This window comes from Methanosarcina sp. WH1 (genome assembly GCF_000970005.1).
Classification (GTDB): domain Archaea; phylum Halobacteriota; class Methanosarcinia; order Methanosarcinales; family Methanosarcinaceae; genus Methanosarcina.
Genome location: NZ_CP009504.1, coordinates 2,154,818 through 2,178,887 on the forward strand (window position 1 = coordinate 2,154,818; position 24,070 = coordinate 2,178,887).

At 42.3% G+C, this 24,070-nt stretch carries 24 protein-coding genes, 1 tRNA gene and 1 pseudogene; 15 read left to right on the forward strand and 11 right to left on the reverse strand.

The features are described 5' to 3' along the window. Positions 1–105 precede the first annotated feature (105 nt). Together MSWH1_RS19125 and mtaA are read left to right on the forward strand one after the other, a co-directional pair. Positions 106–258 (forward strand): hypothetical protein, encoded by a 153-nt coding sequence (locus MSWH1_RS19125; RefSeq protein WP_156148135.1) that lies wholly within the window; start codon positions 106–108, stop codon positions 256–258. Between the two features lie 310 nt (positions 259–568). Beyond that, the gene (mtaA, locus tag MSWH1_RS09400) at positions 569–1,603 is read left to right on the forward strand and encodes a methylcobamide:CoM methyltransferase MtaA (RefSeq protein WP_048128000.1); all 1,035 of its coding nucleotides are present in this window, start codon (positions 569–571) and stop codon (positions 1,601–1,603) included. 234 nt (positions 1,604–1,837) lie between these two features. Here the strand turns inward: mtaA and MSWH1_RS09405 are convergent, their stop codons facing one another. Then, complete coding sequence (locus MSWH1_RS09405) at positions 1,838–2,443, reverse strand: flavodoxin family protein (protein ID WP_048128002.1); 606 nt, start codon at positions 2,441–2,443, stop codon at positions 1,838–1,840. Between the two features lie 401 nt (positions 2,444–2,844). On the opposite strand from MSWH1_RS09405, the gene MSWH1_RS09410 reads away from it, so the two are divergent. Together MSWH1_RS09410 and MSWH1_RS09415 are read left to right on the forward strand one after the other, a co-directional pair. Further along, positions 2,845–3,786 carry a glycine betaine ABC transporter substrate-binding protein gene (locus MSWH1_RS09410; RefSeq protein ID WP_369798518.1) on the forward strand — a complete coding sequence of 314 codons (942 nt, stop codon included), beginning with the start codon at positions 2,845–2,847 and terminating at the stop codon, positions 3,784–3,786. A 762-nt stretch (positions 3,787–4,548) separates the two neighbouring features. Then, positions 4,549–5,391 carry a tetratricopeptide repeat protein gene (locus tag MSWH1_RS09415; protein ID WP_048128004.1) on the forward strand — a complete coding sequence of 281 codons (843 nt, stop codon included), beginning with the start codon at positions 4,549–4,551 and terminating at the stop codon, positions 5,389–5,391. Between the two features lie 259 nt (positions 5,392–5,650). On the opposite strand, the gene MSWH1_RS09420 is transcribed toward MSWH1_RS09415, so the two are convergent. From MSWH1_RS09420 to MSWH1_RS09435, 4 genes are all read right to left on the reverse strand, one after another. Then, complete coding sequence (locus MSWH1_RS09420) at positions 5,651–6,748, reverse strand: PGF-pre-PGF domain-containing protein (RefSeq protein WP_048128006.1); 1,098 nt, start codon at positions 6,746–6,748, stop codon at positions 5,651–5,653. After that, on the reverse strand, positions 6,745–7,566 hold the full coding sequence (locus MSWH1_RS09425) for a hypothetical protein (RefSeq protein ID WP_231591705.1): 822 nt from the start codon (positions 7,564–7,566) through the stop codon (positions 6,745–6,747). The genes MSWH1_RS09420 and MSWH1_RS09425 overlap by 4 nt, the downstream gene beginning before the upstream one ends. A gap of 51 nt (positions 7,567–7,617) precedes the next feature. Continuing rightward, positions 7,618–8,310 (reverse strand): hypothetical protein, encoded by a 693-nt coding sequence (locus MSWH1_RS09430; protein WP_197074049.1) that lies wholly within the window; start codon positions 8,308–8,310, stop codon positions 7,618–7,620. Between the two features lie 93 nt (positions 8,311–8,403). Beyond that, positions 8,404–11,091 carry a hypothetical protein gene (locus MSWH1_RS09435; RefSeq protein WP_197074582.1) on the reverse strand — a complete coding sequence of 896 codons (2,688 nt, stop codon included), beginning with the start codon at positions 11,089–11,091 and terminating at the stop codon, positions 8,404–8,406. A 949-nt stretch (positions 11,092–12,040) separates the two neighbouring features. Between MSWH1_RS09435 and MSWH1_RS09440 the strand changes: the two genes are divergently transcribed. From MSWH1_RS09440 to MSWH1_RS20825, 7 genes are all read left to right on the forward strand, one after another. After that, complete coding sequence (locus tag MSWH1_RS09440) at positions 12,041–13,174, forward strand: hypothetical protein (RefSeq protein WP_048128008.1); 1,134 nt, start codon at positions 12,041–12,043, stop codon at positions 13,172–13,174. Positions 13,175–13,499: 325 nt separating this feature from the next. Further along, complete coding sequence (locus MSWH1_RS20120) at positions 13,500–13,676, forward strand: hypothetical protein (RefSeq protein WP_231585669.1); 177 nt, start codon at positions 13,500–13,502, stop codon at positions 13,674–13,676. 4 nt (positions 13,677–13,680) lie between these two features. Next, positions 13,681–14,154 carry a hypothetical protein gene (locus tag MSWH1_RS20125; RefSeq protein WP_231585668.1) on the forward strand — a complete coding sequence of 158 codons (474 nt, stop codon included), beginning with the start codon at positions 13,681–13,683 and terminating at the stop codon, positions 14,152–14,154. Between the two features lie 40 nt (positions 14,155–14,194). Further along, positions 14,195–14,377, forward strand: a complete 183-nt coding sequence (locus MSWH1_RS20130) for a hypothetical protein (protein WP_048128012.1) — start codon at positions 14,195–14,197, stop codon at positions 14,375–14,377. A 126-nt stretch (positions 14,378–14,503) separates the two neighbouring features. Next, positions 14,504–14,626: a hypothetical protein gene (locus MSWH1_RS20545; protein ID WP_255350457.1), complete on the forward strand. Its 123-nt coding sequence runs from the start codon at positions 14,504–14,506 to the stop codon at positions 14,624–14,626. A 65-nt stretch (positions 14,627–14,691) separates the two neighbouring features. Then, positions 14,692–14,919 (forward strand): hypothetical protein, encoded by a 228-nt coding sequence (locus tag MSWH1_RS20135; RefSeq protein WP_231591706.1) that lies wholly within the window; start codon positions 14,692–14,694, stop codon positions 14,917–14,919. 94 nt (positions 14,920–15,013) lie between these two features. After that, positions 15,014–15,301: a hypothetical protein gene (locus MSWH1_RS20825; protein WP_369798591.1), complete on the forward strand. Its 288-nt coding sequence runs from the start codon at positions 15,014–15,016 to the stop codon at positions 15,299–15,301. A gap of 130 nt (positions 15,302–15,431) precedes the next feature. Here the strand turns inward: MSWH1_RS20825 and MSWH1_RS09460 are convergent, their stop codons facing one another. From MSWH1_RS09460 to MSWH1_RS18190, 5 genes and pseudogenes are all read right to left on the reverse strand, one after another. Beyond that, positions 15,432–15,665 carry a hypothetical protein gene (locus MSWH1_RS09460; protein ID WP_231585666.1) on the reverse strand — a complete coding sequence of 78 codons (234 nt, stop codon included), beginning with the start codon at positions 15,663–15,665 and terminating at the stop codon, positions 15,432–15,434. Positions 15,666–15,895: 230 nt separating this feature from the next. Next, a complete protein-coding gene (locus MSWH1_RS09465) occupies positions 15,896–17,629 on the reverse strand; it encodes a radical SAM protein (protein WP_048130370.1) in 1,734 nt (577 codons plus the stop codon). 156 nt (positions 17,630–17,785) lie between these two features. Next, positions 17,786–17,857, reverse strand: a tRNA-His gene (locus MSWH1_RS09470). 174 nt (positions 17,858–18,031) lie between these two features. Then, positions 18,032–18,814 (reverse strand): sulfide-dependent adenosine diphosphate thiazole synthase, encoded by a 783-nt coding sequence (locus MSWH1_RS09475; protein WP_048128017.1) that lies wholly within the window; start codon positions 18,812–18,814, stop codon positions 18,032–18,034. An 809-nt stretch (positions 18,815–19,623) separates the two neighbouring features. Next, a pseudogene (locus tag MSWH1_RS18190) lies at positions 19,624–20,357 on the reverse strand (transposase). Positions 20,358–20,686: 329 nt separating this feature from the next. On the opposite strand from MSWH1_RS18190, the gene MSWH1_RS09490 reads away from it, so the two are divergent. Next, the gene (locus MSWH1_RS09490; RefSeq protein ID WP_156148136.1) at positions 20,687–20,929 is read left to right on the forward strand and encodes a hypothetical protein; all 243 of its coding nucleotides are present in this window, start codon (positions 20,687–20,689) and stop codon (positions 20,927–20,929) included. A 486-nt stretch (positions 20,930–21,415) separates the two neighbouring features. Here the strand turns inward: MSWH1_RS09490 and MSWH1_RS09495 are convergent, their stop codons facing one another. Further along, the gene (locus tag MSWH1_RS09495; RefSeq protein WP_052722657.1) at positions 21,416–21,646 is read right to left on the reverse strand and encodes a hypothetical protein; all 231 of its coding nucleotides are present in this window, start codon (positions 21,644–21,646) and stop codon (positions 21,416–21,418) included. A gap of 162 nt (positions 21,647–21,808) precedes the next feature. Between MSWH1_RS09495 and MSWH1_RS20140 the strand changes: the two genes are divergently transcribed. The 3 genes from MSWH1_RS20140 (at position 21,809) to MSWH1_RS09505 (ending at position 23,431) form a co-directional block, all read left to right on the forward strand. Then, the gene (locus MSWH1_RS20140) at positions 21,809–22,009 is read left to right on the forward strand and encodes a hypothetical protein (protein ID WP_048128024.1); all 201 of its coding nucleotides are present in this window, start codon (positions 21,809–21,811) and stop codon (positions 22,007–22,009) included. Continuing rightward, positions 21,982–22,125 (forward strand): cob(I)yrinic acid a,c-diamide adenosyltransferase, encoded by a 144-nt coding sequence (locus MSWH1_RS20145; protein WP_231585720.1) that lies wholly within the window; start codon positions 21,982–21,984, stop codon positions 22,123–22,125. Before MSWH1_RS20140 ends, MSWH1_RS20145 begins: the two co-directional genes overlap by 28 nt. Positions 22,126–22,216: 91 nt before the next feature. After that, positions 22,217–23,431 carry a cation diffusion facilitator family transporter gene (locus tag MSWH1_RS09505; protein ID WP_231591708.1) on the forward strand — a complete coding sequence of 405 codons (1,215 nt, stop codon included), beginning with the start codon at positions 22,217–22,219 and terminating at the stop codon, positions 23,429–23,431. Positions 23,432–24,070: the final 639 nt, after the last annotated feature.

The window sequence follows — 24,070 nt, forward strand, 5'->3', positions numbered from 1 at the left end:
TTTGATTAATTTTTTTCAGAAATAAAGGTTGAATTGAAATGGGCTATGTAGAAATATGAAGGTTTCTCAAAGGAAAGCACAACAGTGGGGTTATGATTAGCTATAATGAGAGATGTTGAAATCGGAGCAATAGAAAAGAAGAAGACCATCAGCATAATACATATCGGGTTGATACGTATAATTCTGGGCTTCTGTTTGTATCGTGAAGGAAGGTACTGTGGGTTCAGCAGGCATCTCTACAGGCTCCTCAGGTGTTGATTGCAGGAGTATTCCACAGGTTGCTCTGGTTCAGTAAGGTACAGGAGTTGTAATCTGATTACCGATGCATCTGTAAATAGGTATAATCACTTAAAACCCATCCAAAAAGTGTTGTTACCTACTGTAACTTTCCATTAGCAATATAAAAAACCAGAACGGATACTCTGACATTATAGACATATTGTAATTTTTCAACATATATTACTGACTTTTCGGATAGGTTCCTATATATGATACAGTAGTACAGTATCATAGTAATACAGTTAATAGTTCCAGCAAAAGCAAAAGACAATAATCCGGGGTCACTTTTATGGAAAAACCGAACTTCAGGACAGAAATCCTCAGAACCCTCGAAGGAAAAACTCCCGCTCAGATACCGGTCGGCACCTTCACAACTGCGCCGGTACTCGAACTCATGGACCTGAGCGGAGCAGCCAGACCCGAAGCTGACAGCCAGCCTGAAAAGATGGCAGTGCTTGCCTTTTCCCAGTACGTAAATGCCTCTTTTGAAACTCTCAGGTATCCCTTTGATGTGGTTGTGCTCGCAGAAGCCATGGGCTGTACAATTGACCCCGGCACGAAAGCCAGGACTCCGACTGTGCTTAAGGGCCCAATGGAAATCTCTCCCTCAGTTCCGGATCTGCCTGAAGACCTCCTGGAAAGGGGCAGGATCCCGGCAGTCCTGGAAGCTACTGAAATCCTCAGAGAAAAAGCAGGCTCTAAGCTCCCGCTCATCGTGGGGATGGAAGGGCCCGGAGACCTTGCGACTTCCCTTTGCGGAATTATGAATTTCCTGAAGTGGACAATTAAGAGCCCCCATATCGTAACGAGACTTATAGACCTCTGTACCGATGCTTGCATCGTGTACAGCAGGGAATGCCTGAAAAGAGGAGCGGATGTGGTAGTCATCGCAGATGCAGTCTCTTCCCCGGTCATGATTTCCCCGGATGCTTTCAGAGACCTGATAAAACCGGGCATGAGCAGGATCCCGAAAGCCCTCGGGAGCGGAAAAAGCGTCCTTCACATCTGCGGTGCCGCTGACCCGATAATTGCGGACATGGCAGAGTGCGGGTTTGACGGGCTCAGCCTTGAGGAGGGTGTAAAAAACCTCAAAATAGCCGTGGAAACAGCCCATGAATCCGGCGCTGCGGTAATCGGCAACGTTTCAACGTCTCGGACCTTATTTGCCGGAAAGCCGGAAAATGTAAAAAGAAAAGCTTTCAACTGCCTGCGAATGGGTGTCGATGTACTTGCTCCAGGCTGCGGGATTGCCCCCAAAACCCCGCTGAAAAATCTGAAGGCTCTGGTGGAAGCAAGGAATGAGTTTTGCGGGAGAAATCGATGAATTCAGTTCTCAGGATGCCTCTTTAAGTCACTAAGTCACTAAGTCACTCTAATATAGTTTCCCCGATTATCTGGATGCCCTTTTTAGTTATCTCAATATATAGAATTGATTATTCAGATGCACATTTTAGGTATCCAGATATACTTTCCAGAAAAAGCCACCGGCTTCGAAGATGATAGGGGTGGAAATGCCCGAAAAACTCAAAAATAAATATTTTTCCGGGAAATTTACCACTCAATTAGCCTGGAGAAGAGCCTCTGCCAGCTTTTTCCCGCTTTCAAAAGCCTTTTCGAGCAAAGCTTCATTCTTTGACACCGCCCCCTTTGCAAAGCACCCGGTAGCAAGGAATTTTTCCAGCACATCATAACCCAGGGCCTCAAGAGGCATACCGAGAGCTTCGAGCGTAAAGCCCATTTCTTCAAGTTTCTCCTGTTCGCAGACTGTAAAAACAAGGGCCTTTCGTCCCTGGTCTCCAAGTTTGCTCGAGTAAGGTCCCGGACGTTCGTCAGTGAAATTGTAGTAAGGGTAGAGCCGGTCGATGAAGGCTTTCATCGGGGCGGTTACGTTGTAGTTGTAGGTGGGAGAGCCGAGGATAAGGCCTTTTGCGGCTTCGATCTCGGGGTACAGGAGTTCCATTCCATCGTGGAACCTGATACAAGTCCCGGCTTTCCTGCATGCTTCGCAACCTATGCAGGACTCGATCGAATATTCCCTTAACAGGACTTTTTTCGTTTCAGCTCCTGCCGATTCCGCCCCTTTCAAAAAGCTATCAAGCAGGACGTCGGTATTCCCTCCTTTCCGGGGGCTTCCGCTTACTCCTAATATTTTTACGGCATTCATCGTGTAAACCTCATATTATGTCAGGGTTAGTGGGTTAAATAGGTTCCATAACAGGTTCCTTTTTTTAGAAGAATCCAGACTCAATGGTCATCCCCTGCTACACGGTTGATATTTTTGTATTGGAGCTTCTAGCATGGCTGTTAGATCTATTTTTATCTGCAGTACGCAGGTTGGGTTAAGTGGGAAGTGGCGCGTGAAAGGAAAGAATGCGATATGCCATTTACGGTCATTTTGGAATAATACCAATCAATTAATCAGGGAGTACCGACTCAATAATGAAAAAACGAATATGTATTATGAAAATACTAATATATATTATGAAAAAACGAATATGTATTTAAATCAAAGTCCTAATTCGAGAACCTATATTTAGTTGTTGAATTACAAGTGGTTGTGTTATATTGAATAATATAAAGATAAATAATGAGAAAAAACTTAAATTAATTTTCATAGTCGGGCTTGTCCTCAGCCTCTTCATTTTTGGAGCAGGCTGTGCTGGCAACGGACAAGAAATCGAAGAAGGCGCTGATGAAAATATTATAGGAAACGCCGAAGTTTCTGAATTAGACCAGCCCGTAAAGATTGGGTACGTCCTCTGGGACACAGAAATCGCAAGCACCAATGTTATCCAGCAGGTGCTAAAGGAAGCCGGATATAAAAATGTAGAGATTATCGCTGTTGGTGCAGGTCCCCTCTACCAGGGTCTTGCAGATGGTGAATTTGACTTCACGACTTCTGCCTGGCTGCCCAAAACCCAGAAGGAATACTGGGACACCTACGGAGATCAGGTTAACTCTGTCCATACAACCCTGGAAGACTGCCCTATCGGATTCGTTGTCCCTTCATACGTGGAAATTGACTCCATCGAAGAGCTCAACGCCAATAAAGACAAATTCAACGGCAAAATCGTGGGGATAGACCCCGGATCAGGTACGATGAGTATGGCTGAATCAGTTATTGAAGAGTATGGTCTGGACATGGAACTGGTCGCAAGTAGCAATGCAGGCATGATAGCTTCATTAAAGAAAGCCATTGATTCCGGGGAACCCATTGTTGTAACCCTCTGGCTCCCACACTGGGCTTTTAACCGCTGGGACCTCAAATTTTTGGATGATCCAAAAGAGATTTTCTGCGAGGCTGATCATGTGGAAACCCTTTCAAGAAAGGACCTGCAAAAAGACATGCCCAAGCTTTACGGAATTCTTGAGAGGTTCGAGTGGACCCATGAAGATATCCAGAACGTCATGATAGGGATTGAAAACGGTGCAACTCCAGAAGATGCCGCTGCAAAGTGGATAGAAGACAACCCTGACAAAGTAAAAGAGTGGATAGGAGAAGAGTGAAATCACTCCTTTTACTCAATTTTCATAAATCCTCAGCAGGAAACCCCAGTGTCTTTAACTCAGGGGGTGAATGCGTCAACTTCCACATCCTGTTCTATTTAATTCGTTTTTTATTAATGTAATGGGAACGAAAATATGGAAAGGTTTAACGATGCAAGCACTATCCTTAATTCTCAGGACTGTTTAATCGGCATCCTTAAAGCCTTAAACTGAGGCAGCATTTCAGGGTAACTATTTCTTTCTTATCGTTTACCGATTTTCCGTTGCTTTTAATCGGTGATCTGGTTAACCAGGGCTTGCTAGACAAGCCCCTGAGTCTTTACAGGCTGTCCGACAATTACTATCAGTAGGATTCAAAATTATTTTTTTCCAATTTAAGGGGTTTATATGCCTTATTTTTTTCATATTTTTGCCCTGAAATTGAATTTTCGGACAGCCTGTTTAGTTCAGGAGTAGTTGATCTTATTACCCCACATTACTTCACATTGTATCGGAACTAGCGGGTTAAATAGGTTCCATAAAGAAGTCCCATTCTGTTGTAGAATCGGAGTAATAGAAGTTTAAGTAAGGATTAATGAACCTTATTAAATCTCAGAACATTATTTATTATAAAACTCCAAATATTTATCTGGACAATTATCAGGTTTAAAAAAACTAATTTTGAAACATAAACTAATTTTTAATACGACTTCCGAATAATGCAGGTTCAGTTATGAATCCGAATTCAGGGGATTCTAACACATGTAGATATGAGGCAAAAAAATGGCAAAAATGGCAAACACACTCAGAGACCTCAATAGACTGGCCGAGGAGAGCTATAAAAAAGCCAGGGTTTTCTTCCGGATGGGCAGGTATAACGAGGCTCTTGCTGCTTATGGGGAAGCGGATAAAGCCTGGAAAAAAATGGCAGATCTGCTTTTTGAAAAAGGAAAGGAGGACAGCGGAAAAGAGTTACTCAAAAAGGTTCTGGAGGTTCGGTCCTGTTGCGGGATGTCTCTTTTCAAGCTCGGAAGATACGAAGAAGCTCTCAAGATTATTGATGCTACCCTGGAGGTTAAACCAGAAAGCCCAACAGAATGGTCCAACAGGGGGTTTGTGCTCTCTGCCCTCGGCAGGAATGAAAAAGCTCTTGAGGCCTTTGAAAAAGCGCTTTCTTTTGATCCCGCATCCCCCAAAATCCTGACCAGCAAGGGAATTGTTTACTTCAAGATGGAACTCCTGGAAAAAGCTCTGGAGACCTTCGACAAAGCCCTGGCAGCAGAACCCAAGCAGGCATCTGACTGGGCGTGTAAACTTCCCAGGTTCAGCTTCTTCTCCCGAAACAAAGCTCCCATTATGAGACCTGACAACGCAGAGACCTGGTACTGGAAAGGCAACGTTTTCCTGGAACTCGGAGAAAAAGAAAAAGCCCTCGAAGCCTATAAAATAGCTCTTGAAAGCGATCCAGACCACCTGAATTCTCTCCTGTTCGGAGGCAATCTGCTCTGTAAATTTTCAGAATATGAAGAGGCCATCAAGTGCTATGCACGGGCCCTTAAATTAAGCCCTGGAAACGAAACTGCAAAGCAGGGAAAAGAATTCTGCGAGTCTAAGATTAACGAATGAGATCCAGAACATCTTGAAATCGAATCATCCAGTTATCTCTTCTGCGCCACAGGAGGCTGAAAATCATCGTGAACGATGAAAAAAAGCAACGTATGAATTTTTGTTCCTATTAGGTGAGATCAAATACTATCAAAATACACCCCAAGCTAAGAAATATTTCCCTTGAATCCAAAAATCACTTTTCAATCTACAGGTATTCGGGAAAGAAAAAAATAAGCAGCTTTAGATGCTGCTTCAAGCCGGGAATTTATTTCGGCATTTAGAACTTTCTTCTCAGGACGCAGTATGCAGCTCCAACCGTTCCCAGAAAAGCTACAGATTCAAAGCCAGGAATAGGCCAGCCTGAAGGATTGGGTTCGGAAGCCACATCAGGTTCCACTTCTTCAGTAGGCACAGGCTCAACCTCCGTTGGACCAGATTCTTTATCGGCTGCAACAATTACAAAGGGTCCGAAATCTGGAGTTTTAGCTTCAAAGTAGACGTAAGTATCGCTGTCCTCATCTAATTTTTTGGTATCAAGTTTGCTCCATGAATTGTCATAGTACCAGAGGTTTAACGAATCTGCATCAACCTTGTTTTCCTCAAGCCAGGTTTTGTCAACTCTGAAACCGACAACTGCATTTTCGAGACTACCAGCATTTGCGATTCCTCCCGAACCCACCCAGATGTTCACGTTCTGATAAACCGTGCCTTCGGGCAGGCTTGAAACCATCTTTGATTGGTCTTTCAGCATTTCGACAATAGTAGTGATTTTCCCGAGAGTTTTCTTAGCATCAAACTCCACATACCTTATGCAGGTTACACCATTTGGAAAATCGAACTTTACGTGTGTTCCAGCGGTGACGAACGCCTGGGACAGCTCTTTAGCCTTTACATTGCTCTGGAGTTCGGGGGAACCTCCAGATCCGCCACTTAAACTGCTGCTTGAGCTATGACCTGAACCTCCACTGGAGGTTGACTTGACCTTGATGGAAGAACTGGCAGGGAGAACAGAGAATTCAGTTTTGTTGATGTCCCTTAAAAGACCCACGAACTGGTATGTACCGGCTGACGCAGGAGCTTTAAGGGTGTAGCTGAAGTTCTTTTCAGTCAGCAGCAGGAAGGAAACCTTGTTGCCGTTTACAGTTACAGCTTCTTCCGGAAGGGTCGAGTTGATGTATGTGAAACCTGCAGGAAGCTTTTCAAGAACCTGCCCGACGGCACCATAATCGGCTACATTAACCGTTACCTGAAACACCTCATCGGGATTAACTGAAGAAGGAAGAGCCCTTTCCGCACTGCCTGCAGAAGCTGGTGCTGTGCATAAGACCATGGTCAGGAGCAGCACAAAAGCAATTTTAAACTCAGACAGTTTCATATCCGATCCCACCCGTCAGCAAAGTAAATATTCAGAATTGCGTATTTGCTCCTGCTGGAGATTTCATTATTATTTACAATATTGTTGATCTCTTCGGTAGAGAAACTCTTATCAGCGCCTCCATACCTTGTCGTGAGCTCATCTTCTGAAACTACGGTGATCGAGATGCTGTCTTCATCCGTAACTGTATTCCCGAAGTAATCCGTAGCTGTAAGGGCGAGTTTAAACTCTCCTGCCTGAATACTTCCTACATTGCAGGTATAGATACCTCCGCCTTCGAGTGTCAATGGAACCACTTCTCCGCCTATGGGAGTGAGATCAATGGTTACTGACAGAACTCCGGACAAGTCATCCGAGACTTTTACCCTGATAACTGAGTAATCCTCTCCGTCATTCAGGATACACACAGGGGATGCGGAGCAGCTTTCTATGACTGGAGGTACAAAATCTCCTTCGAAAGTAAGATCGAGTTCTACCGGCACAGCTCCTTGCTGGTAGGTCACGGAAACAGGCTCAGATTCAACGAGGCCCAGCTTGAAGATAATCTCTTTTCCATTATCTTCCTCTGTACCCGAGACATCCAACTTGTACACTCCTGCTTCCTTTATAAATTGAGAGCCAGCAAGCTCGGAATCTATATAAGCTGAAATTATCGTTCCTGCGGGTGCATCTGCATCACCTGTAATCAGCTTTCCTTCAAACACATTGGGAATCGAAGGAATACTGTTGGCAGATGCAACCGGAACAAGGGACATGCCCAGTACCAGAATAACCAGGCACGATAAAATTCTTAAGTATTTGTCCTTGATGGTCACCATATCACCTTGAGATTTTTACGTTACCCGTGCAGATCCTTTTAGAAAAATCTGTTAGGGCTTCCTTTTTGATTCCCTCCCGAGCTTTGACCCGAAAGTGAGCAGAATGATGCCCGCAACAGCATAAATAATCTGGAAACCTGGAGCACTGCTCGTTTCAGTGGATGCTTCTGAAGATTCCGCACTCTTTTCGGCTCCGGTATCTTCACCTGAATCGGCAACTGCATTTTCCGAGACAGTTGTTACATTCGGTTGAGTGACTGAACTTTCAATAACCTCAGCTCCAGAAGTTTTTGATTCATTGATTTCTGCCGATCCGGAACTTGTACTTGAAGTTGAGCTCTTCTTAGAACTCCCGGAATCAGCTACAACACCGACTGACAGTTCAATGGATGAGACCTTAGTTCCGGATTTCCAGTCTAACTTCGTATCGGCATCCTTTTCACCAACCTTAAAGGTAACGGATTTTCCTTCATCCTCAGCTTTTCCGGAAATATAGAAAGTGAAATCTCCTGAAGAAGTATTTATGAGAAACTCTTCTACCTGTGTCCCATTAAGGTAAGCTGCAACAACAGTGCCTTTAGGAGCCGGGTCCCCATCAATCAGGGCGACTCCCTCTACTGTCATCGGAATCAAAGGAACCGGGGCCGGGACTTCTTCCCCTGCCATACCTGTATGAGTAGCTGTTAAGAAAAAAAACATCAGTACAGCTGTTCCTAATAAACTATTTTTTAACATCCTGTTCATGATTTACCTCCAATTGCTACGAAAACAAGAAAAAAGAAAAAAAACTTTCAGCCTGATTGGCTGAAAAGTTACTTGTTTTCGAAATATTCCCTCTTACACGGGCAAGGTGCCATTGATGAGAGTACCATTGATGATATCATTAATAGTCTCATTTAAATTGGTACCATTGGTTTCATTACCATTGGTTTCATTACCATTGGTTTCATTACCATTGGTTTCATTACCATTGGTTTCATTACCATTGGTTTCATTACCTGATGCAGGATCAAAGGCGTTTGGATCGGCGGGATCAACGGCGTCGTTTGGATCGGCGGGATCAATGGCGTAGTTTGGATCGGCGGGATCAATGGCGTCATTTGGATCGGCGGGATCAACGTAAACATTCACGCTTTCGATGGAAGCATAGGTACCTGGTTCCTTCATGAAGACCCAGTATCCCTGTCCAGGAATCATAAAGCCTTGAGACTGGAGGCATTCAACCGGGTATGGAGCTGCCTCTCCTGAACCAAGCAGACCCATGTCCATGACTCCAAGGGAAATTGTACCACCCCAACCTTCATTGCAAGAATATGTGATCAGGTTGGAGAACTTATACTCTAAACCCAGAAGACCCTGCAATGAACCCAGAGTCTTGGACCAGTGTACAGGTGCTGTAGAGGTGTGTCCTATCATCTGCCATCCACAAGCAAGGTCAAGACATGGTGGTACTTCTGGAACTGTACAGTCAAGTGACATTGGCTTGAACTTTACATTGGTTATGCAGGCTTCCGGACTGTAAACCCAGTAACCCTTACATGGTTCGATACAGTCAGGGAATACCCAGCCGCAACCGTCCCAGTAAAGTACTGTGCTGCATTCTCCAAAGGCCGATTCCGGGTCTGCATTGAATGGAGCCAGAGTCTTGGGCACGGATTTCAGGTTCCAGCCTTCGTCAAGCATGATGTTTATGTCTTCGTATGTCTGAACAGGACCGCAAACGGCAAAACATTCGTCGTAGTTGCCAGCCCAATCCAGAGCAATAACAGCTACCCAGTAGTCCTGACCATAGACGAGGGATTCTCCACCATACCCTCCAATAAAGACGTCTGTATCAAGAATACACACGCCGTTTTCATCATATTCGGATGTTAGTGGGGTAAATGGTTCTGCCAGTTGCATCTCCTCAATGCATGTGGGCTCGAATTCGCTGATGAGAACCACATATGGAGTGGAATAAGGATCGTTTTCATCGTAGCAAAGATCGTCTTCGATGTTATTATCCCAGCTAACGTACAGTCCGGGCTCATCATACGTATATTCCCATGTAATCTCGCTCAGCGCGTCAACAACACACAGGTTTGCCACAGCAGCCGGAGCAGTACAGTCAACAGAGAAGGAAAATGGCTCAGGTTGATACACATTGCCTGCACAGTCAGTGATGCACACTGTCCAGAGCAGACCTATGCCTTCATCCACTTCTGAATTCACGGAATAGTAGTTAACCTCATCTACACCAACGACGCACGTGCCCCCCTCTACTACTTCACCATCAATGAGCAGTTCGTAATCGAAAGGCAGCCCTGCTCCTCCTGAAACACTGAAGTTAAATTCCGGGCATGAAGAAACAAACTCATCATTCGGGAAATTGAGGCAGACTTCGAGCCCTTCACAGTTGACATAGAATTGCTGGGGGTCGCTAGTAAAGTAGTTTCCTGCCCGATCCGCAACTTCAACGCACCAGATGTAAGCCCCGTCCGCGAAGAAGTATGGATCGTCAATCTCTATGGTTACGAGCTCATCAGAGAACATGGTCCCGGACATTTCCTCAACGGGTTCTCCGTTGATGTACACCTGGTAATATAGCTCCAGACCACAGTCGTCAGAGAAATCATCCTCAGCGGTGAAACTGAATGTCATGAAAGGATAGGGATAGAGGGGATCATAGGAGGGACTGCCGATAACCCCACGAAGATCTAATTCATCATAGGGATCGGGATATTCGCTGATGACACAGCCATTATCCGGAGAAATAATTACTGCACTCGGGCAGTCGGTGTCCACGTACAGGTCGAAGTCGACTTCAGGGATACAAATATTTCCTGCTTCGTCTATGAGTTCGATTCTCCATTGATAATAGCCATCAGCCAACTCAGGTCCATATGTTACATATCCGTCACAATTCACAACCCCTGATTTCTTCTGAACATCATTGATAAAGATGGCATAGGCGATTGTCTCACTCAGTTTATCGACAGCTTTGATATTGAAGCATACACAATTATTGTTGACAGCAACATCCGGTTCAATTATAGTAAATTTCGGAGCTTCGTTGTCAATCACAAAGGCGTAATAATCAATTGCCTCAACCTCGTCAATCACAAAATCCGCCGGAATCATTTCCGGTGTCAAGCCACTTAAGAAGGCTGAAGGAGCAAAGTTACCATCTAAGATGGCTCCATATACCATCACGTCAACTGCATCGTTTACACCGTCTGGAACTAAATATGTACCACACCAGACAGTACCACTGTCATCCGTTGGAGTCATTAAAATGACGGTGGGATCCGGATAGTAGTCACAAACAGTAAAAGCCGCATAATTGACGGGTTCACTGAAGGTTACAGTGATATCTACAGTGTCTCCCATCATGAAAGAACCTTCATCGCTGTAGGCGATACTATCAACGCACAGACCAGTATCTATTGATACAAGATCTGTATTCTCCATATCAATTGCACTTGCCGTTCCTGCTAAAAGGAACATAATTAGCAGCGCACTAAATAGCATTATTTTTTGTTTCATATTCTGCACCTAGATTCCGCAAATGTTCAATTTTAGTTTGGTATTAACATTGAATATTATCATATACTAAATAATATTTTAAAGTTTGCGAGTTGTAGCAGATTCCAGTTAGTTAGAATACAATCCTATAAACAGTCTTCAAATATTTTGATCAATTGTTACTTAAATACTAAAAAAAATAAGACTGTAGGAAAATTTACAGCTTTTATTTACAAAACTGCTTTTCACCTCACCTCCCTAACTTAATTACTCTGATCAATTTTATCCTCAATTAGTAGATAAGAAAGCCAGCGCTTCTCCGGAACCCTTTCGGGAAGGAGGGCAGTAGCCTCTACCTCTGGAGCGGCAAGTATTGGCCCCATTAATTCTTGCGCAACAGGGGAATTATGAACCAACCCGTTTTAATTACCAGGGCTGACTGGTGCCTGGTACATCAGACATATACCTATTAATTGCAAACAGCAAATTCGCCAACAGGCAGATTAAATATGGATCATAAATATTCCACATTTAATATAGTACATGTCTTTGCATATTATCCTGTGACGATAATATGAGATAACTTACGCAAATATTTAATATAAATCTTTCTAAAGAATATATGGAACTAAATATAATCATAAATGAAAAAATTATGTTTAATAATAATGATTTTTTGAAAAATTAAATATTTAAAAAGCCAGGTATTTTTTGAGATAACCACAAAGAGAAGATCAAGATGTGATTGCTCAGAATTAAAAGAATGATTCAGAGGTAATGAAAAAAAATACTGGTAATTGAAGGAGTCATATTATCATTATAAAAAATACATACATTATAAAAAAATATAGTTTTAAATATATATATAATGATAAAAATATACCCTTCTAAAAAGTATATGCTCACAGATTTAAATGTGAAGAAACATAATTTAACAAAAGACATTTTAGCTACCGGGGAGGAATTTAAAATGAAGTATACCTTTCAAGACTCTACAGAACTTCCTGTTCAGAGAGATTTCATCCAGGATCTGCAGGACTTCATAAGGATTTCAAAAGAGGCAATACCTCTCGAAAAATCAATTATAGAGATAAAGCAGGGGAATAAGGAAGAGACAACAAGCTCTCAGGGAAAGCTCGAGGAGATAGACAGATTCCAGGCAGACGTCGTTGGTTATATGGAAGAACTTACGCAGGGAATCGAGTCCCAGGAGATTCTTGAAATTAAAGCAAAAATAATTGAAACCTCTTCAACCGCATCCCTGTTAAAAAAGAATGAAAGGCTTGAAGATATTGATAGGCAAAACAGGCTAGCACTTTCAGAAGTGCAGCAGTTTGAAACCAGGATACTCGCGACCCTAAGCCCTTTTTTTGAAACAAGCATCTATGGAGCCGAGCATGCCTATTATGCTTCAGGTGAAGACAAAGAACTGAAAGGAAGGCAGGTCAGTTCAGTTAACGGTATACAGTACGAGTTTGAACTGAATTTTGTTCATAATTCACTAAAAGTTGAGGATCTTCAAGAATTCACTCTGCCTGTGAGGGCAAAGAGTGGAATCCTGTCCAGGGAAGAAAAAGTAAAGAAGATGAACGTATCCGATTTTCGTATTATGAGTATCGAGTACGAAGGAGACAGCATCAGAACAGTGCTTCAAGACAAGGATGCAGAGCACATGTTCACAATCTCTGCGGATGACAGGACTTTCCTGATCCTGTATGGGGATCATGATATAACAGGAGACGAAAAACTGGCTCCCCTTATAGATAGGGAAGCTCTCTATATGTTCATGGTGAAACTCAAAGAGTTCTTTACAGAATCCGTAGGATCCAAAAGGCTCAGGCGGATCATGCTGGATGGGAAAAACGCTGTTGAAGAGAACACTGTGTTTGACTGCCTTAAGATTATTGCCGGTATATATGGGAAGCTCGTAAGAGAATGCATTGAGAGGGGATACACTAAAGAGGAAGTTACAATTAAGATGGAGGAGTCTGCAAGCGTCCGGACTGAAAAATACATTTCGAAGTCTGAAGCTTCAAGCGAACTCTCATCCATAGGAAGTGAGGGCATGGAGCTTGCCACAATCCTAGGAGTTGCCGAAGCCTGAATAAATTAAGCAGGCTAAGTAGGCATCCGGGTGGTGCATAAATAAAGAGAGAAAGCTTGCTTTCAGGAGTTATTCCTGTACCTGAGATGTTACAGGAACTCCAGACAGGAAGCAAAGGTCTGAAAGGCTCCGAAAGCAGTGAACGTCTTAAAACTTACGGGCAAATATTCTTAAGCCAAAAAAGAGATACGATGCTCTTAATATCCTGCTTTCCCAGTTCAGGAGCCCTTTTACCCTTATTCTCCTATTTACTGCCGGGCTGTCTTTTTTTCTCCACGACCCTACAGACACCCTGATTATTGTAGCCATTGTCCTGATCAGCAGTATGCTGGGTTTCTGGCAGGAAAAAGGAGCTACAAATACCTTTGAAAAACTTCTCACCACTGTGCAGATAACAGCGACTGCACTCAGGGACGGTAGAAAAATAAAAGTCCACATAGAAGAGATCGTGCCTGGGGATATAATATTCCTCAACGCCGGAGATATAATTCCTGCAGATTAGTCACTTGTCTGATGTTAAGACAACGTACAAATTCTCTATGGATGGGAACAAATGTGGTCAGCGGAAGCGGAAAAGTGCTGGCAGTATCTACAGGAAAGGAAACGGTATTCGGGAAAACATCTCAGAGAAGCTAAAACTCAGACCCCCGGAAACCGAGTTTGAAAGGGATATTACAAGCTTCGGCCACTTTCTGATGGAAGTTACCTTGCTTATAGTAATGACCATCTTTGCAATTAACGTATATCTCCAGCACCCTATCCTTGACTCTTTCCTTTTCTCACTGACTCTTACTTTTGGGTTGATTCCCCAGGTTCTGCCTGCAATTATTAACATTAACCTTTCCAGGGGTGCAAGAGAGATGGCGCAAAAGAAGGTCATAGTCAGGAGGCTGGCTTCCATTGAAAACCTGGGGAGCACGAACATGCTCTGCTCCAACAAGACAGGCACACTGACCAGTTCCTCACGATTTCGTGCGTAAAAGATTGAGCATCCTTGTTTCAAAAAGCGAGGGTAACCCGATGGTCACCAAAAAAGGATTTCGCACTCTTGGGGTTGCGTATAGGGAGATGGACCAGCAGGTGATTATCGAAAAGGAAATCGAAATAGGGATGACCTTCCTCGGTTTCCTCTTCTTTTTTGATCCCCCAAAGCAGGGAATTACAGAAACTATAGAAAGCATAGAACAAATTGAAATTTCTTAAAATGATATTGCCGGAGACAACAGGTTTGTAGCTGCCAGCATCAGTAGAGAAATCGGGCTTAAGAACATCAGTAGAGAAATCGGGCTTAAGAACATCAGGTTTATAACCGGGAGTGAACCTGCTCAGATGAGCAGTGAAGCTTTGCTCAGGCAGGTAAACGGTACCGATGTCTTTGCCAAGATAGAGCCAATCCAGAAAGAGCAGATTATCCTTGCACTCAAAAAAACGGAAACGTTGTTGAATATATAGGAGACGGCATAAAAGACGTTTCGGCGCTCCATACTACAGACGTGGGAATTTCCGTTGACAGCATTGTGGATGTTGCTAAAGAAACTGCGGATATCGTGCTTCTGGAAAAGGATCTGGATGCACTTGTAGAGGGTGTGAAAGAAGGACGAAAAACCTTTGCCAATACCAGAAGTATGTCTTTATGGCTACCAGTGCCAATTTTGGGAATATGTTCAGTATGGCAGAAGCATCCCTTTTTTGCCTTTCCTTCCCCTGCTTTCCAAGCAGATCCTGCTAATCAATTTATTGACTGATTTTCCGGAGACGACCATAGCTACGGATACTGTGGACAGGAAAATGGTTGAAAAACCTCACCAATAGGATACAGATTTCATCCGTAAGTTTATGATGGCATTTGGGATTACCAGTTCGGTATTCGACTACCTCACTTTCGGCGTTTTACTTCTTCTCACTGGGATGACAGAACAGTTCAGAACCGGCTGGTTTATAGAATCTGTTATTTTAGCATCCTTTATATTACTCGTAGTCCGGAGCATGAAACCCTTTTTCAAGAGCAAACCTGGAAAATATCTGCTTGTAACCACCCTGCTGATCGAAATCCTGACTCTCAGCTTCCCTTTTCCTCATTTGCCACCCCATTTGGATTCAAACCTCTCCCAATTTCAATCATTTTAATTCTTGGAACCATTGTGGAACTTTATATTCGTACAGCTGAAATAGTAAAGAGGAGTTTTTATAAAAAAATGAGGTTTTAAATTATATTAAAATGAAGCCTTGTAAACCCTGCAGGGAAATTCCATGTTTCCTAAAATTTCTCTTCCTTATAGTCATTTAGATTTTCAATATCACTATAATCTGTTCCGTCAGGCAAAAAAGGCGTGAAAAGAATAACTGAGAAAAGAAGTAGAAATGTTCCAAGCATTTTGGACTGCCCCTCAAAAGTAGCATAAAACAAAAAAATTCCAATCATGACCCATACAATAAAGCTCAACTGAAAAGCAATCTTTACTCTATATAAATATTCTACGCTCTCGCTCAAGCAACTCCCCCTGAAATATCCCATTTAAAATGATTCGGGATTGAATAAATAGCTGTTTATTTGAAAGATTTGGAGCTTTAAGCTCCAGAAATTGGGGATGTTGCTAGGCTGAAAAAGGATTTTCCTGAATAAAATATTCCAATTTCAGGATGCAGATACATAAAAAAATATTAGTACTAGTAGAATGCCGGAAAAAGAAAGTAAAAGAAGAAATAAAAAGATTTAGGGAATCAAATTTCTATAAAGCTGATAATCTTTTCTCCCTCATTTGCCCTTCTGAGAAAATCCTCTCTGTCATTATAGGGAATTCCTGCTGCTATAGAATCAGCCGTTTTTCTGCCGATACTGGGGAGTTCCCGGATAAGGGTAGGAGATGCGGTGTTTATGTGCAAAGGATAGGGAATTCCAGTAATCGAACGCATCCCGTGTCCTGTGACAGTAATGTCCGTGAATTTCCGCAGAGGAATGAGGGCAGGAACTCCCACAAGCAGAGGATAAGAGCCAAGTTGCCTTCCGAAAGTGATCCCTCTGTCATGTACCTCACACATTACATCATTCAGTACCGTTCCTTCCGGCACTACCCGCCGGAGCAGTGGAAGGTCGAAATTCTTCCGGACCTTGTCTTTATAGTCCAGAAAGAGTTTCTTATGCTTCCTGGCTGCTTCGTCCCTGCCGTACATTGGAGTTCCGGGAAATGCCATAACCTGCCGGATATTGATTCTACGCAGGAGTAAACCTGAATCAACCACCTGCTGCAGAAAATCGTAGTTCAGCTGGAAGGTCTTTTTCGTCTCCCCCATAAGCCCGTGGACGAAATTAATGCCTGGGAGAATTTCCGGAAGCCCGTTTGCCCCGCGCACTGCTCCAAACCTGTTTACCAGTTTGATCGCCTCAAAAACTTCTTCGGAAGTCGCCTTGAGGGAATTTGCTGCAACCACTTTCGGGTCGGCAGTCTCCATCCCAAAGGCTGCTACATCTCCGGAGGTGTGATATTTAATAATCGTCTTCAGGATCTGCTCTGACTCTTCGGGGTATGCTGCAAGGGTTATCGGGTTTGCATTGTCCATGTGGAGCACAGAAAGTTCAGGTGCGGAATTTCGGATTCCACGGTAAAGCTTTTCAAGAATCTCAGGCACGGGTTTCGGGACAGGCCCTCCTGCATCGGTCCCATGATAGGAGAAAAGGTCAGGCTGTCTTCCTATTCTAAAATAGCGGGCTCCATGGGAATAAAGTGCAGAGACTTCGGAAACAACGTCCTCTACAGGCCTGTAGTCCGAAGCCCCATAAAATGGCTCGGTGCAGAAAGAGCAGTGGACATGCCTGCCGCAGCCTCTGTAAGTTTCAAGCTCGCACATACAATAAGGATAGTCCGGGTGCTGCCTGATCAAAAAAGCCCCTTTCGGCCCCCAGCGCCCGATCTCGGCTGTTGTCCTGAAACGGTGGTCAACGGATTCCGGGGCTTTCAGCCTGGCAGAGAAGCTTCCGCTGCCTCCGCTGATTGAATTCTCGCCAGCCCCCCCTTCAAAGAGATCGTAAATAAAAGCCTCTAGGTCCATTTTTGCAAGTGTGGCTTCTTCCAGACTTATTCCACTTTCCATCCCCTTTGCAGCCCTTCCGCCTTCGCTACTGAAACCGAGCCTGATAGGGCCACCTATAACCTTTATCCCATTCACAGCTCGAAAAATAGTTTCGATCTCTCCAGGTGTGATTGGGGATGCCCGAAGGTATTTTCCAGGCACGGTCATACCTGCAATAATGACCAGAAGGTCTACCTTTCCTATAAGCCCGCCGACCCCGGGCGGGTTTTCCCTCAGGGTGTCGATGGTCAGGTAGTGAATCTCATTTTCGGAAAGCCCGCGCTCTCTAAGAGCTCCTGCTATGTACCGGGCGTAAGGAGATAGATAAGGAGGAACCCCAAGACAGGCGGGCTCGTCCACATAACCGTCTATAATGAGTGCTTTCATGTCAGTTCTCATTTCCATTTACTTGATTATCGGAGGTGAAGTATAGATTGCATTCAGGTATTAAATTGCAGGTGACTGGTAGAACAATATAAAAGGGGTGCCGCAAAAAACACCGTAACCACATAAGAGAAGAAAAATAATTTAAAAATAGTTTAGGGCCGGGACCGAGAATCGAACTCGGATCGTAGCCTCCACAGGGCCACAGGATAACCTCTACCCTACCCCGGCCACAGGGTCTGGTACTTCAGGTTTGAAGCAACCTATAGAAGGAGTTTTTTTATATAAAGTTTTTGCCGGAAAAGCAGGATACCCTTCTTCGAGAAGGGAGTGATTCTGCTACCCGGCGTTCCGAGCCGGTAAAAACCCGATTTTAGGAGGGCTTCGGTGGGTTTCAGATAAATATCAGATATTTTTAAGTCTGTCAAGGGCAAGTTTTGCAGCCTTTTCTCCGGAAAGTAGCATGCCTCCGAAGACAGGACCCATTCTCGGGGCACGAGTTGCGGCATTTGCGGCCATGCCTGTAACAATCAGCCCGGGATAGATTTCCTGGGTTGCATCCACAGCAAGGCGCTCGCCTACCTCAGACCACATTGGCTTTTCCCCGAGCATGCCGAGTTCTCCGATCTTTGCATCGGGTATCTTCCGGAGAATCGTGTTGCAAACAACCGCATCATGCCCTGTCCCGTCAATCACGAGTTTTGTGCGGATCATGAGAGGATCCACATGCAGGCGCTGAGTTGTTACAGGTCCCCAGTTGATGACAATTCCAGTGATCCTGTCATTCTCCCGAATCATGACGTCCTCAAAGCTCACAAGGTTAAAGACCTCAGCCCCTGCCGAAGTTGCCCCTGCTATCAACTTTCCGACAGATTCCACAGAATTTGCCACATAATACCCGGGCTGGTACTCCTTATACCTGATCCCGAAGTCGTCCAGGACGTGGCAGGCTTCTTCCTGTACAACTATGCGTGGGAACATCATGCCGCCAGTCCACATGCCACCCCCAAGTGACAGCTTCTGCTCATAAATGGCAACCTTTGCCCCGGCTTCAGCCAGGTACCTTGCAGCCACCAAGTTTGCAGGTCCCCCTCCTACAAGTGCTACATCAATGTCCGTGTAGTCAAGGAAGGTTTTTGAATACTCTTCAAAAATTGCCCGTGTGATTATGACTTCGTCGAGTTCCATTTTCATCTCTCATAAAGTTGTACGGTTGAAAGTCCGGGAAAAAACAGCCCGGCATTTTAAGAAAGAAATCAGGGAATTATTAACCCTGATCGTAAGCATTGAAATTCACATTTTGATAAAGGGCATTGCTTTTAAAGTTATTGGAATCTGATGGAGGAAGAGGAAGGTGAATAATTCTCAAAAGATTTCTTCTCGACATAGCAGGAACTTCATGAAAGGAATTTAGGTTTAACTATTCCTGCTTCTGACGTCATGATTACGATTCTGAACGATAGCTGGAATGAAAGCGTCCGCTGAAGCGCAAAGCTGATGGCAAAAATAAAATAGAGCTGGCGAACACAGAAACAAGCTTAGGCCCCGTCACAGAATAATCTATGCATATTCCTGATTGGACGTTTTGATATTCACTATCAAGGTCGCCAATCAAAGTTACAATAAATTATAAGTTGCATAGGTTATTTCGTTGCAGGCACTTAGAGAAATCAACTTAATGAAATAATATTCATCCAAATAATTGTGATATCCAAGACAAAAAGTTCATTTTCTCTGCTCTTATATTTATTGATTTTATTTGAGATGTAGGAATAGCATGCAATTTAGTAAATTCATTAACGCTTTATACTTCTCAACAAAATAATATCTTCATGCTGTGTAATTAGTATCAGAGTTTCGTTTTGTAATTAGGTACTGTTTTCATCCAGTAAAGATACCTGAGCGATTAATACATTAGACCCCACTCCATTAATCAAATATCCTGCATCCCACGATCCTAAAAAAGAGGCTACAAAGCAAAAAAATAGTGTAACTATTCAGCCACTGATAAAAAAGTATGTTTTCTCAGCAAAATGCTTCAATTCTCGGGATAATAGCGGCGCTCCATTGAGCGCCGCTAGAATACCGTCTATAACAGGTAAACCATTCTTTCTAATAGTAGAAATGTAAGCTCTTATTCTGCAGAAAGCTTCCGCTCCTTGTATGGTTCTGAAAGTTCTTGATATTTTCTGCTGTAATTTCATCATCCTGATATCTCTTTCTGCCTGATTGTTTTCAAATGGAACTCTCAAATCAGTCAGGAATCTCAGGATCTGTTCTTTATTTTCTATAAACATATCCAGTAGGTTCCTTGCTTTGGTTTTTGGGTTTTTACCACGTTTCCCCTGTTTTTCAGGGTTTAGAAAAGGTGGATTTACTTCAATCCCTTTAATTCACAACAAGTCAAAGAATGTTCAATCACCTAATCAGGATTATCAACCTTATCAAGAGTTGTGCCTGGATGACCTTCTTGACCTCCAGCTTTCTTGCCACTCTTTTCATGGCGACTCTTAGGGTTAGGTTTATCTCTTACATGAAAATCAGTAGAAGGAGGTTTACTGCTGTTTCTGCTATTTTGATTTAAACGAGCCTCTAAAACTCTTACACGTTCTTCAAGTTCAGAAATCTGAAAAACTTGTTTCTCTATGATATAATCAAATCTCTGGATTGCAGCAATAACTGCTTCAGGACCAGCTTCATAGATTTCAAGAATTTCTTCACGTGTAAGCATGATGTTGAAAAAGAGGGATATTTTATATGCAATTTTTCCTCTTTCCGAGGAAAAATTGCTTTTACTAAAGGTATGGCTGAAAGTTACCTTATAAGTTACTATTAATTACTATTAATTAGCAGTTCCTGAAAATTGATTCAAAAAGAGATATCAAAAAGAGATATCAAAAAGAGATATCAAAAAGAGAAGCTACAGAGTGTCGGAGATAAAATACATATAGATAAATATATATTATACATGGGGGATACATTTTCACATGCATGTTTTATAAATAAAAGGGGGTAGAAGTTATAAGAAGAATAAAAGTTTTAGGTACTGTGCTTATTGCAGTGATGACTCTTTCACTAATGTTATTTGCTTCCGGTTGCTCTCAAAAAGCGGTGGAAAATGAAACAGAAAAAGTAGAAAAAACAGGTGAAAACTTAACAAAAGAAGTAGAAAAAACAGGTGAAAACTTAACAAAAAAAGCTGTAAATGAAAGTGAGACCTTTACAAAAAAAGCTGAAAATGAAAGTGAGAATTTAACAAAAAAAGCTGAAAATGAAAGTGAGAATTTAACAAAGAAAATTTAAAATTCAAGTGTGAACTTAACAAAGAAAATTGGAAATGTACCTCCATTAATGAAGGGAAAATGAGATTTTCAGGAAAATCAAATTTAAATATTGTGCTTTGTTGTGGATGTTAGGGAGCAGTAAAAAAAAGAGTCCACGTTCGTTGTTTTTTTATATTATTACTTATATATAGTATTAGTCCATAGGGTCAGTCCCGATGTATGAAGAAGACGTACAAAGAAGATATGTGACTTAAATAAGTAATAACTTGACTACTAAGTAATAACTTGACTAAGTAACTTAACTGGGTAATGACTTAAATAAGTAGTAAATTAACTGAGTACAGAACTAAATTACATAAAATTGGACCAGACCTTATGGATCACTCTAAAAGATTCTAAAAGGCTTTTCTAGTAAATTAATTTCTTATTAATTAATTTCTTATTATTAGTTCCTTATTATTAGTCCCTTATTATTAATTCCTTATTATTAATTTCTTATTTTAACTCAAATGCGAATCGCCTCCCAATCCCAGATGTCGATTGCTGGCATATTATGTAAGGAGCTTCCCAGCAGCCTGGCAATTATGTTGTCAGGTAAGCGCAGTTTCTCAGGGTCGAACTTGCCGCCAAATATCTCAATAACAATGGGTGTAAGCCAGGGAAACTTCGAAAGCTCCTTATCGAGCTCGGCACGTACTTCTAAACAAATTTTTAGTTTTGGGACCTGCTTAATCACAATTTTTATTATTCCTGAATGCTGGCGGTATACGTAAACCTATTTATAAACAAAAAGTCATAATTATTCATTAATTTTTAGGGAAGGTTATACTGTAGAATCCAGTATGGCTATTGCTTAATTAATCCCTCAATATGCCCCGATAAAGATGAAAACATATCAATGAGTGAAAAAAAGCATTTTAAGGTATTAAATACCAGGTTTGGGATCCCAGGAGGGATGATCAGAACCCTTATAGCAGGAAAAATACGGGTCGGTCTGATACTGGACGAGATAAGTCTTGCAGCCAATTTTGGTATTGTAAGACCGAAGATATCCTCAAACTGCTGGAGGAGATCCCGGAAGAAACCACAGTTGTCCTGACAGGGAGGAGGGTTCCTGGGGAACTGGTAGAAAGGGCAGACCTGTTAACGGAGATGAAGCTTGTGAAATATCCCTTTGAAAAAAACGTCACAGCAAGGGAAAGGGTTGAATATTAACCCCAAAATAATACGTTTATTGCATGTGTGTATTTTTCTGTATGTATATATTCAAGAATGATGTGAGAAAATGGCTGTACAGGAGAACTTATTGTTAGGAGCTAAGGCTTCAAAGAATGCCACTTTTACTCTGTTTTTTCTTTCAATTTTAAAAGGCATCGTCGGCTTTTATTCCGGAAGTGCTGCTCTTATCGCAGATGCTATCCATACGTCCCTGGATATTTTCACATCACTTGCCGTCTGGATAGGGCTCAAGCTCAGCCTGAAGGGCAGTGAAGAAAAGTTCCCCTACGGCTACTACAAAGCAGACAACCTTGTTTCACTTTTTGTATCTATTATAATCCTCTTTTCTGGATTCGAACTTGTACGTGAGGCGCTGCTGAACATCACAAATCCTGTTGAGGTGAAAATGCAGGGGATTGCACTTGGCACAGCTGTATTTTCGGTAGTGGTAATGTATGCATTATCGCAATATAAGTTCAAAGTCGGCAAACAGATAGATTCTCAGGCTTTGATTGCCGATGCACTACACTCCTATACAGACGTTTTCAGTTCCCTGATAGTTGCCATTACAATTATCGGTTCAGTCTTAGGCGTGTTATGGCTCGATAGTGTTGGAGTGCTGGTCATCTCTTTAATGATATTCAAGCTTGGAATCGGTATAGCAAAGGACTCTATAATGACACTGATGGACGCATGGCTGGATAAAGATTCAATTAGAAGAATCAGACAGAATGTGGGCAGTATTCAGGGCGTGAAAACTGTTGGGGAAATCAGACTTCGGAAGTCCGGTCTGGTAGTATTCGGGGAAATTGAAATAGAAATAGAGGGCGATGCTAATCTTAAAAGAGTGGAGATGCTTTCCGAGGAAATAGAAAAGATTGTGGAAAATGAGGTAAAGAACCTGGAACATTTAGTCGTCAATGCAAAGCCTGGAAAGATGTCAGTAATGAAAATTGCAGTTCCTATTCAAATGCAAGAAGGTTTACACTCAAAGATTTCCCGGCATTTTGGCAAAGCCCCGTATTTTATTTTTATCGAACTGGAAGATAGTAAAATAAAAAGCTGGGATATCAGCGAAAACCCTGCCTCAGACCTGGAAAAAAAGAGAGGTTTGAAGACTACGGAGTTTCTGAAAAATCGAGGGATCAATGTTTTGATCGTGGGTGAAATCGGCGAAAGTCCATTTCACAATCTTCACGATAGTTTTGTGAAAATGCTCCAGATGCCAGAGGCAGTAGAAGATGTTGAAAAAGTTGTGGAGAAGATTTCAGAGTTGAGCACGCTCACAGAACCTACAGAGTAAAATCAAACTGCGTGCGGCCACCCCAACTTAAAGAGGCTGTGCTACATCTAATTCTGTAATTCCGTGTTTTCCGGGCATTTCAATCACAGTACTGCGAAAAAACAAGTTTCAGATCGTTGTTTATTTATACCTTTACCTACATAGTTATTATTGGTCCATAGGGTCAGTCCCTGATGTATGAAGAAGACGTACGAAGAAGATATGTGACTTAAATAAGTAGTAACTTGACTAAGGAAACTTAAGTGAGTAATGACTTAAATAAGTAGTAAATTAACTGAGTACAGAACTAAATTACATAAAATTGGACCAGACCTTATGGATCACTTCAAAAGATTCTAAAAGGCTTTTCTAGTAAATTAATTTCTCATTAACTCGTTCTTATTTAAAATTATAATTCACCCATTATAATTCCCTATTATAATTTCCCTAGTATAATTCCCTTATTATAAGTCTTCCAGATCCTACATGAAATGGTGAATTTCAGGGGTTATTTTTAGGAGGGGATCTCATATGACCCTGGTTTAATGTTCTTTCAAAAAGTAAATTCTGGAATATTTCTTTCTTCAATTTCGGTATTGTTTTTTCTGAGGGGAAACCAAAAATTCTTTTCTCATAAAAGTTCACAGAGTTTTTCATCAA